A 9,890-nucleotide genomic window follows, 5' to 3' on the forward strand; every position below is an offset into this window, starting at 1 on the left:
CCTACGGCCTGGGCGCGCGCAGCCCGCTGACCGCGCTGGGCGGTGCGGCCGCGAAGGTCCTGCTGATCGGAGTGGGCTGGGACAAGTGCACCGTCCTGCACCTGGCCGAACACCTCACCCCCTACCCGGGGCGCCGCGTCCACCGCATGCGGGTGCCGCGCGCGGGAGCCGACGGAGCCACCGTCTGGCAGGACAGCGACCAACTCGCAATGTACGAGGGTGACTACGCGCGCATCGGCGACCGGGCCGCCCGCGCGGGTCTGGTCCGGGAGGGCCCCCTCGCCGCCGCCCGCGCCCTGTTGTGCCCGGTCGCCGGACTCGTGGACGTGGCCTGCGGCTGGCTGGAGCGGCACCGCGACCTGAGCGCCTGGGATGTGGCACCGAACATGACCGGCGTACGGGAGGCCCCCGCCACGGCGTTGTGACCGGCGGGGGCCTTGTTCCCGGCTGTCTTCGGCTGTTCCCGGCACCGTCACCGGCGCCGGGGTGCTGTCGCGGATGCTGCCGGGAGTGTCCGGGGGAGCGGCGGTGCGCCGCCGGGGTGTCCGGCAGGGGTCAGGCGACGGCCCAGGGACCCAGGTCACGGGTACGCCGGCCGGCCGTCGAGGGCCGGCTCTCGTCCCAGGCCGGCTGCAGCGTGGCGGAGAGGATGCCCCACAACTGGCCGGCGGTCAGGGTGTGCACGGGGATGACGACCTGGCCGGCCAGACTGACCCGGAACACCGACTCCAGCGCGCCGACGATGCCGATCAGTGCCATCGAGTCCAGCCCGTAGGCCTCCATCGGAACGTCGGCCGCGGGCTCCTTGTCCTTGCCGAGCCCCGGCAGGCCCTGGCGCAGTACGTCCTCGAATTTCGCGTTCCACGGTACGTGGGCCATCGGGCGACTTCCTTCCGGACACGGGAGAGGTGAAGCGGTGCTCCGAGCAGCACCGTGCCGGATCCCGCTCGAGCCGCCGTGGACACCTGCTCAGGCCGGCCGCCGCGGTCGACCGGCACACGACCGAAGCCCCCGCCACGGCACTGCCGGCGGGGGCCTCAAGATTCGGTTGGTTCGGTTGGTTCGGTGGGCCCGGCCGGGTGCGGCGGGTCCAGCGGGTCGGTGGTCTGTTACGGCATCCGTGCCCGTCAGACGGCCGCGCTGCCGGCCGCGAGGGGCCAGCCGATGCCGTCCGTGGCCGCGACGGTGGTGACCGCCTTGGGCCAGCCGATGCCGTCCGTGGCCGCGACGGTGGTGGCCGTCTTCGGCCAGCCGATGCTCTGCGCGGCACCGCTGAAGCCGGCAGCGCTGAGGCCCCCGGCGGTGAGGACGGCGGAGGCGACGGCGGCGGCGGTGACGGCGATGCGGGCGATGTTCTTCATGACGGCTCCTCCGTGGCAATGAAGCGAATCTGCGTTGGTAACTTCTTGCCAAGAAGCTTGGCAACGCGAACTCGGGATCCGCTCGGCATTCGCTGGAGATGGGCTGGAGACCCGCGAGAGACGGGGGACTGCCTGCGCGGATGCCTGGCAAAACTTGTCAACAACCCCGTTTCCAGGCCCGATCGGGGCCGATTCCGTGAGGGTGAACAGCGCGTTCGCGGCCCCTTCGCTAGAGCGCCGCCGGAGCCGGCGTTGCCACTTCGCCCCCACGCTAGGCAACATATTGCCAAGCACGTTGGCAATGCTTGTTCGTGGCGGGTCGGGCACAGTGGCCCCCGCGTCCTGGCAGCCGATGGCCCCGACAGCGGGGGGAGGCCCCGGAAATGAACGCGACGCCGTCATCCACGGATCAGAAGGACCGAAGGGACTACGCGCCCACCAGCGACAGCACGGACCGCACGGACAGCACGGACCGGAGTGACCGGACGGACGGGAGTGGCCGGACGGACGGGAGTGGCCGGAGTGACCGCACCAGCCGCAGCAGCCGGGACGGCCGGAGCGAAGCGGGTGGTCCGGGCGGCCGGACGGTCCATCTGGACTCGGCAGGCCGGGGCCGTATGCCCGACGCCGTACGCGCACTCGTCGCCGACTGCGCGGCCCGTGAGGACCGTTACGGGCCGCACGAACTCGAGGAACACCTCGCACACGTCCTGCGCACCGAGATCCACGACCGTCTCGGCGCGCTGCTCGGCGTCCCGGCCGCCGACACCGCCGTCGTCACGGACGCGGCCACCGCCTTCGACGCGCTGGTCCGCGGCCTCGGCCCCGGCCGCGGCGACCGGATCTGGACGACCCCCTACGAGGGGGTGGCCAACCTGACCGCCCTGTACGCCCTGCGCGACCGCAGCCGCTGCCGGCTCGAGGTCGTCCCGTTGCGCGAGGACGGAGACCTGGACCTGGAGTGGATGGCCCGGCACATCGACGACGACGTGGCCCTCGTCTCGGTCGTCCACGTCCCCTCCGGCCGCGGCATCGTCAACCCGGTCGAGGCCATCGGGCGGATCCTCGCCCCGCACCGGTGCCTGTACGCCGTCGACGCCTCGTACGCGGTCGGCCAGCTCGGCGTGGACGCCGCCCGTACCGGCTGCCATCTGCTGACCGGCGACGGCTGGCGGTTCCTGCGCGGCCCCCACGACGTCGGATTCGCCTACCTGGCACCCCGGTTGCGGGACACGTTCGAGGAGGCCGCCGCGCACCGCCCGCCGCCGCAGAACGCGGCCGTCGCGGGCCTCAACGCGGCCCTGGCCCACCACACGGCGACCCTCACCGGGCCCGCCGGACACGACGGGCCGCGGTTGCTGCCCGCCCTGCGCGCCGCCGTCGAGGAGACCCCCGGCACCGAACTGATCACGCCCGGCCTGGTCCAGTCCGGCATCCTCGCCTTCCGCCACCGGGAACTGCCCGCCGCGCTCGTGCGCCGGCAACTCGCGGCCCGCGGCGTCGCCTTGTGGAAGACGGTCGCGCAGGAGATGCCGCTCCTGGACCACCCCGCGGGCACCGCCCTGCGCGCGTCCCTCCACCACGACACCACCCCCGACGACATCACCCGCTTCGGCGACGCCCTCCAGGCCGTCGTCCGCGAGGAACGCCCGCACCCCGGCGGCCCCCGCCCGGCCGCCCGCCACACCGCTCCCGCTGCGCCGATCCCCGCCCGCCCGGCCGGCCCCCCTCCGCCCACCCGCCGCCACCTGACCCTGTGCCCCATGCCCTGACCCCGCAACGCCCGTACGGGTCGGTGAGAATGGGGGCGTGCGTCATGACATCAACCCCAGGCTGCTGCGCGCCTTCGTGGCCGTCGCCGAGGAGTTGCACTTCACCCGGGCCGCCGCCCGGCTGTTCGTCGCGCAGCAGGCGCTCAGCCGCGACATCCGGCACCTGGAACGGGTGTGGGGCAGGGCCTTGTTCGAGCGGGACACCCGGCATGTGGCCCTGACCCGCGAGGGGCAGCGGCTGCTGCCCCTCGTGCGGCACGTTCTGGCCGCCCAGGAACAGCTGGGCCGGGAACTGGAGCAGACCCCGGCCGGGGGGAGCGCCCGCCCGTTGATCGTCGACGTCGCGCTCCACGGCTCCACCGGGCCACGCGTACTGGCGGCGGCCAGGGAAGCGGCCCCCGGCCTGGAGTTCGTCTCCCGCTTCCACAGTGGCCTGACGCGGGCGGCGGCCGAGATGGCGGACGGCCGGCTCGACGTCTCCTTCGGCCGTGTCGCCGGGCTGCCGAGGGCCGTCCGTGCCGGTCTGGAACACCGGCTGATCCGCTATGACCGACTGGCGGTGCACCTGCCCCCGGAACACCGGCTGGCCGCCCTGCCGCACGTTCCGCTGGCCGCGCTCGCCGGCGAAACCGTGTACGCCGCCGCGGGCAACGAGGACACCACCGAATGGACGGACTACGCGCGCGCCCTGTTCGCGGGCCGCGGTATCGGCCTGGCGCCGCCCTTCCCGAAGATCGAGGGCGAGGCCGAGTTCCGGCGGGTCATGCGCAAGCACGGCTGGTCGGTTCTGGCCAACGTCGACTTCTCCGACGTTCCGGAGATGGCCCGGCGTCCCCTGACCGACCCGGTGCCTCTGTCCCCCGTCTCCCTGGTCTGGCGCCGCGGCCTTCGCCACCCGGGAGTGAGAGCTCTCGCCGACGCCGCCCAAGCCCTCGGCACGGCCGGGGACTGGCTCGAACGGCCGCCGGACTCCTGGCTCCCCGACGCCGACCGCACCCTCGCCGCGGAGTCCACGCACAGCTTCTGAACCACACCGTCCGGGACCCGGCGGCCGAACAGGCCGCCGCCCGGTCGCCGGTGCCGCTCAGGGGGGCCGTACCGCCCGACGGGCGACGGCCCCCCGGCCCTCCTATCCTGAGGAGGACAGGACCCCGAGCCCCGTGTCCCACGGCACCGCTGCGCACCGCAGCCCGTCGCGTGGCCCCCGTCCGCGACGACCGGGCCGGTCCGCATGTGCTTGCCCCGGTCCTCACGTGCTTGGAGTCAGCCCATGACCCACTCGGGCACCCGTCTGCGCAGGGGAGCCGTCACCGCCGCCGTGGTGGGAGCGCTCATGGCGGCGGCCGCGGGCGGCACCGCCCTGGGCACGACCGCGACCGCCTCCGTCCCTGCCGCCGCCGACGCCACCCACGCCGCCGCGCCCCCCTCACCGTCCGGCCCGGCGGCGGACGGCGTCCGCACCCTCACCCCTGCCGTGACCCGCCAACTCGACGCGAGCGTGCGGCAGGTCATGGGCGAGGCAGGCGTGCCCGGGGTGACCGTGGGGCTGTGGACGCACGGCCAGGGCACCTACGTACGGTCGTTCGGCACCGCCGACAGGAGCGACGGGCGCAGGATGTCGCCGGACCTGTACACGCGGATCGGCAGCGAGACCAAGACCTTCACCGTGACGGCACTGCTCAAGCTGGTCGACGAGGGCAGGGTGGGCCTGGACGACCCGATCGGCGCCTACGTGGACGGCGTGCCCGGCGGCGACAGGATCACGCTGCGGGACCTCGCCGGGATGCGCAGCGGCCTGTTCAACTACACCGAGGACCCGGCCTTCTTCAAGGCCCTCACATCCGACCCGCAACGGCCCTTCACCCCACGGCAGTTGCTCGGCTACGCCTTCGGACACCCCCCGCAGTTCCCGCCGGGGCGGAAGTTCTCCTACAGCAACACCAACCTCATCCTGCTCGGCCTGGTCGTGGAGAGGGCCGGCGGTATGCCGGCCGGGGACTACATCCGCGAGAACGTCCTCGCGCCGGCCGGCATGGACCACACGCTCCTCCCGGCCGACGCGGCCTTCCCGGCCCCGCACGCCCAGGGCTACACCGACCAGACCGCGAGCGGCGCGGTCGAGGAGACCGCCGGCTGGAACCCCTCCTGGGCCTGGACGGCCGGCGCGATGATCTCGGACCTGGACGACCTGCACACCTGGGCCCGCACGGTCGCCACGGGGGTCCTGCCCGACGGCACGACCCTGATCGGCCCCGCCACCCAGAAGCAGCGGCTGGCCACGCTTCCCACCACGATCCCGGGCGCCGGGTACGGCCTGGGCATCTTCGACGTCCAGGGCTGGATCGGCCACAACGGCTCCATGCCGGGCTACGAGTCCCTGACCGTCTACCTGCCGTCGGCCCAGGCCACCCTGGTCGTGCTCCTGAACACCGACATCAGCCACGACGGCGCCGAGCCCAGCACGCTCGTCGGCGAGGCGGTCACGAAGATCGTCTCACCGGGACACGTCTTCGACCTGCCCGCACAGCCCGCGGCCCGCTGACCGCGCACCAGCACCATCGGCACCATCACCATCACCGGCATCACCACCGGCCCCGGCACCGGCACGCGCGGCGGTGAACCAGTGCCCCTGCGGGCTGCCGCCCCCTCGGTGTCACGCGCCGCGCCGTCGGGGGGCGGACACCGCGCCGTCGCGGGAGCATGGGCATGACCGGCCCCCACGCCGGGCCGCATCCGGCGGACACGCGAACGCCGGGACACACCGAGGAGGGACAGGCCGGTGGGCATGGTGGTGGTCTCCGTCGTCTTCGCCCTGCTGGCCGCCGCCAGCAACGCGACCGCCACCGTCCTCCAGCGCCGCGCCGCACAGGACGTCCCCCTGTCCGAGGGCTTCCGCGCCCGCCTGTTCGTCGACCTGCTGCACCGGCCTGCCTGGCTCGGCGGCATGGCCGCGGTCATGGCGGCGGCCTGTTTCCAGGCACTGGCCCTGGTCAACGGCGCCCTGGCCGTCGTACAGCCGATCTTCGTCCTGGAACTCCCCTTCGCCCTGCTGATCGGCGGCCTGGTGCTGCGCCGGCGGGTGACCCGGCGCGGCTGGACGGCCGTGGTGTGCATCGCCGCCGGGCTGGGCGTCGCACTGGCCGCGGCGGCGCCCTCGGCCGGCACCGACCAGCCCGCCACGGGCGGCTGGGTGGTGGCCATCGTCTGCTGTGTGGGCGTCATGGCGGCCGCTGTCCGGATCGCGCTGCGCCGCCCCGCCGGACGCGCCCGCGCGGCCTGCTTCGGCAGCGCCGCGGCCATCGGCTACGCGCTCACCGCGGCCCTCATCAAGGACGCCACCCACGCCTGGCAGACGGGCGGTGTCACCGGCTTCTTCCTGGCCTGGCAGACCTACGCCTTCGCCGCCGCCGGGGTCTGCGCACTGTTCCTGCTGCAGAACGCCGTCCAGTCCGGCCCCCTGGTCGCCTCCCAGCCCGCCCTCACCCTCGGCGACGCCCTGGTCAGCCTCGTCCTGGGCGTCACCCTGTACGCGGAGGAGGTGCGCACCGGCTGGTGGCTGGTCCCCGAGATCGCCGGGGCCGGCCTGATCCTGTACGGGGCGGTCCAGCTGGCCCGGATCCCCCTCGCCCAGACCCTGGTCTGCGCACCCCCCGCCCGCCACCGCGGCCGGACCTGATCCCGCCCCCGCCCCGGGCGGCCCCGCCGCCTCCCCAAGCCCAGGTACCGAGGACTCGCTAGCCTGGAGTGGCAGGGGGTGGCCAGGCCGACAGCCCGAGGAGGCTGACGTGGCTGAAGCGACGACCGACACCGGAGCGACCGAGGGGCCTCGCCCCGGCCCCGGTGCCCCCGGCCCCCGCGGCGCCGACACACCCGCCTACCTGCCGATCGCCGAACACGGCCTGATCGGCGACCTGCGCAGCGCGGCCCTGGTCGGCACGAACGGCACCATCGACTGGTACTGCTGCGCGCGCTTCGACGCGCCCAGCGTCTTCGCCTCGATCCTCGACGCGGAGCGGGGCGGGTCCTTCGAACTGGCCGCGGACGTCCCCGCCCGCACGAAGCAGTTCTACTTCCCCGACACCAACGTGCTCATCACCCGCTTCTTCGCGGAGGACGGGGTCGGCGAGATCCAGGACTTCATGCCGGTCGTCGACGACTCGCGCGAGGCCGACCGGCACCGGCTGATCCGCCGCGTGGTGTGCGTGCGCGGAACACTGCCCTTCCGGGCCCGCGTCGCTCCCCGCTTCGACTACGGTTCCGTGCCCCACACCGTGCACGCCCACGACGGCCAGGCGGTCTTCGAGTCGGCCTCCCTCCATCTCGCGCTGACCTCCACGGTGCCCATCGAGGTCGCGGGCCCGGACGTGTGGTCGCTGTTCAAACTCCACGAGGGCGAGTCCGCCGTCTTCACCATCGACCGGATCGGCGGTGACGTGGCACCGCGGTTCTGCGCCGTGGCCGAGGCGGAGAGGGAGTTCACCGCGACCGTGCGCTACTGGCGGCACTGGCTGTCCCAGTCGCGCTACCGCGGGCGCTGGCGGGAGATGGTGCACCGCTCCGCCCTCACCCTCAAACTGCTCACCTACGCGCCGACCGGCGCCATCATCGCCGCGCCGACCACCAGCCTGCCCGAGCAGATCGGCGGCGAACGCAACTGGGACTACCGCTACGTGTGGGTCCGCGACGCCGCGTTCTGTGTCTACGCGCTGCTCAGGCTCGGATTCATCGCCGAGGCCGAGGCCTTCATGGGCTTCCTCACCGAGAACGTCGGGCTCGAATCGGTGAGCACGTCCCAGGCCGAGGGACCCCTGCAGATCATGTACGGCATCGACGGCCGCCGTGACCTGTCGGAGCGTGAACTGCCGCATCTCGAGGGCTACCGCGGATCGGCACCCGTACGCGTCGGCAACGCCGCCGTCGGCCAGCTGCAACTGGACATCTACGGGGCACTGCTCGACTCGTTCTACCTCTACGACAAGTGGGGCAAGCCCATCTCCAGCGGGCACTGGGACAGCATCTGCAAGCTCGTCGACTGGGTGTGCGACCACTGGGACCAGCCCGACGAGGGGGTGTGGGAGACCCGCGGCGGACGCAAGCCGTTCCTGTACTCGCGGCTGATGTGCTGGGTCGCGATCGAACGGGCGATGCGGCTGGCCCAGCACCGCGGCCTGCCCTCCGACATGGTGCGCTGGGGCAAGGTACGGGACACGATCTACCGGCGGATCATGAGCCACGGCTGGTCCGCCGAACGCCGTGCCTTCGTCCAGTACGAGAACAGCTCCATCCTCGACGCGTCGCTGCTGATGATGCCGCTGGCGAAGTTCATCTCCCCGACCGACCCGAAATGGCTCGCCACCCTGGACGCGCTGGGCGAGGACCTGGTGTCCGACTCCCTGGTCTACCGCTACGACCCGCAGGCCAGCCCCGACGGCCTCCAGGGCGAGGAGGGCACGTTCTCGATCTGCTCGTTCTGGTACGTCGAGGCGCTCACCCGCGCGGGCCGGCTGGACGAGGCCCGGCTCGCGTTCGAGAAGATGCTCACCTACGCCAACCACCTCGGCCTGTACGCGGAGGAGATCGGCCACACGGGCGAACAGCAGGGGAACTTCCCCCAGGCGTTCACCCACCTCGCCCTGATCAGCGCGGCCTTCAACCTCGACCGCAGACTCGGCTAGAAGGTGACGCCGCCGTCCCCCGGCCCGCGGGACCGTCCCGCCCCCTCCTCCGGCACGGAAAGTGACACACGGTCGCGGCCTTCTCCGTGCCGATGACCGAACGGGTGGATATGGGCCGCATGTCGCCGGCCATGTCCATTACTGAGAGTCATATACGGTGACGTGCGTCGCGTCACCGGACACGGGTGCGCGGCGCCTGTCCGTTCTTTCAGCTGTCCGGAAGGAATGAGCGTGAACGCTCGCTTCGGCATGAGCCGTGGGAAGACGCTCGCGGCCGCCGCACTGGCCGCCATCGTCGCCTCGGTCCTCCCGGGACCCGCATCCGCCGTCGCGGACGCGGGCCGGGACCACTCGGAACACTGGGGTGTGATCACCCGCAACACGATCGGCTCGCCCGTCGCCGCGCTGCGCGACGGCCCGTACGGCTCGTTCGGCGTCCAGGGAGCCTCCGCCAGGCCGCCCTACGGAAAGGGAAGCCTGGGAATCGAGGTGGCGGACCAGAGCGAGAAGGTCGACTTCGGCAACGAGGTCGACTTCTTCGGCGATCCGGTGCTGGACCTGACCAAGGTCGGCTTCCATGTCTTCCAGACCGGCGAGAACGTCGGCGCGGGAGGCACGGAGAACATGCCGAACATCAGGTTCGAGATCGACCCGAACGTGAGCGCGCATCCGGGCGACAACTACTCCACGATGGTGTGGGTGCCGGACGCGGCCCCGGTGACGGGCCGCTGGAGCCCGTACCTCGACGCCACCTCGACCGGCTACTGGTACCTCACGGGCAACGAGACCGCCTGCGACCAGGCCGCCGAGTGCACGTTCGCGCAGCTGAAGGCCTCGCTCAATGACGGCGGCGAGAAGCCGACCATCCACACCGTGGCGGTGGGCAAGGGCCGCGACCACATGTGGATCGGTGCCGTCGACGGCCTGCGCGTCAACCGGACCGTCTACGACTTCGAGGCCGACGGAGTCAGGACCCACCCGGCCGGCTGACACACCCGGCCCGTGCCGCCCGGAGCCGGGGCCCCGGCTCCGGGCGGGGCCGGTGGGGGAACCCGGGTGCCCGGCCCCCGCGGGCCGCACAC

General features: G+C 72.9%; 9 protein-coding genes. 7 read left to right on the forward strand and 2 right to left on the reverse strand.

Going from position 1 to position 9,890, the window contains the following annotated elements:
- The coding region (locus ABZV34_RS35080) for an AAC(3) family N-acetyltransferase (protein ID WP_356285962.1) at positions 1–425 on the forward strand (425 nt) is incomplete at its 5' end.
- Between the two features lie 130 nt (positions 426–555).
- On the opposite strand, the gene ABZV34_RS35085 is transcribed toward ABZV34_RS35080, so the two are convergent.
- The gene (locus ABZV34_RS35085) at positions 556–879 is read right to left on the reverse strand and encodes an acyl carrier protein (protein ID WP_356285965.1); all 324 of its coding nucleotides are present in this window, start codon (positions 877–879) and stop codon (positions 556–558) included.
- 248 nt (positions 880–1,127) lie between these two features.
- On the reverse strand, positions 1,128–1,361 hold the full coding sequence (locus ABZV34_RS35090) for a hypothetical protein (protein ID WP_356285968.1): 234 nt from the start codon (positions 1,359–1,361) through the stop codon (positions 1,128–1,130).
- Between the two features lie 383 nt (positions 1,362–1,744).
- Here ABZV34_RS35090 and ABZV34_RS35095 point away from each other — a divergent pair, with 383 nt between their 5' ends.
- The 6 genes from ABZV34_RS35095 to ABZV34_RS35120 all read left to right on the forward strand — a co-directional run bounded on the left by ABZV34_RS35095 (position 1,745) and on the right by ABZV34_RS35120 (position 9,798).
- Positions 1,745–3,133 (forward strand): aminotransferase class V-fold PLP-dependent enzyme, encoded by a 1,389-nt coding sequence (locus tag ABZV34_RS35095; protein ID WP_356285971.1) that lies wholly within the window; start codon positions 1,745–1,747, stop codon positions 3,131–3,133.
- Between the two features lie 37 nt (positions 3,134–3,170).
- Positions 3,171–4,160 carry a LysR family transcriptional regulator gene (locus ABZV34_RS35100; RefSeq protein ID WP_356285974.1) on the forward strand — a complete coding sequence of 330 codons (990 nt, stop codon included), beginning with the start codon at positions 3,171–3,173 and terminating at the stop codon, positions 4,158–4,160.
- A gap of 243 nt (positions 4,161–4,403) precedes the next feature.
- The gene (locus tag ABZV34_RS35105; protein ID WP_356285977.1) at positions 4,404–5,675 is read left to right on the forward strand and encodes a serine hydrolase domain-containing protein; all 1,272 of its coding nucleotides are present in this window, start codon (positions 4,404–4,406) and stop codon (positions 5,673–5,675) included.
- Positions 5,676–5,918: 243 nt separating this feature from the next.
- Positions 5,919–6,809: a DMT family transporter gene (locus tag ABZV34_RS35110; protein ID WP_356285983.1), complete on the forward strand. Its 891-nt coding sequence runs from the start codon at positions 5,919–5,921 to the stop codon at positions 6,807–6,809.
- 202 nt (positions 6,810–7,011) lie between these two features.
- Complete coding sequence (locus ABZV34_RS35115) at positions 7,012–8,808, forward strand: glycoside hydrolase family 15 protein (RefSeq protein WP_356285986.1); 1,797 nt, start codon at positions 7,012–7,014, stop codon at positions 8,806–8,808.
- 231 nt (positions 8,809–9,039) lie between these two features.
- Positions 9,040–9,798 (forward strand): hypothetical protein, encoded by a 759-nt coding sequence (locus tag ABZV34_RS35120; RefSeq protein ID WP_356285980.1) that lies wholly within the window; start codon positions 9,040–9,042, stop codon positions 9,796–9,798.
- The last annotated feature ends 92 nt before the right edge of the window (positions 9,799–9,890 follow it).

Source organism: Streptomyces sp. NPDC005195 (assembly GCF_040608315.1).
Taxonomy (GTDB): domain Bacteria; phylum Actinomycetota; class Actinomycetes; order Streptomycetales; family Streptomycetaceae; genus Streptomyces; species Streptomyces kaempferi.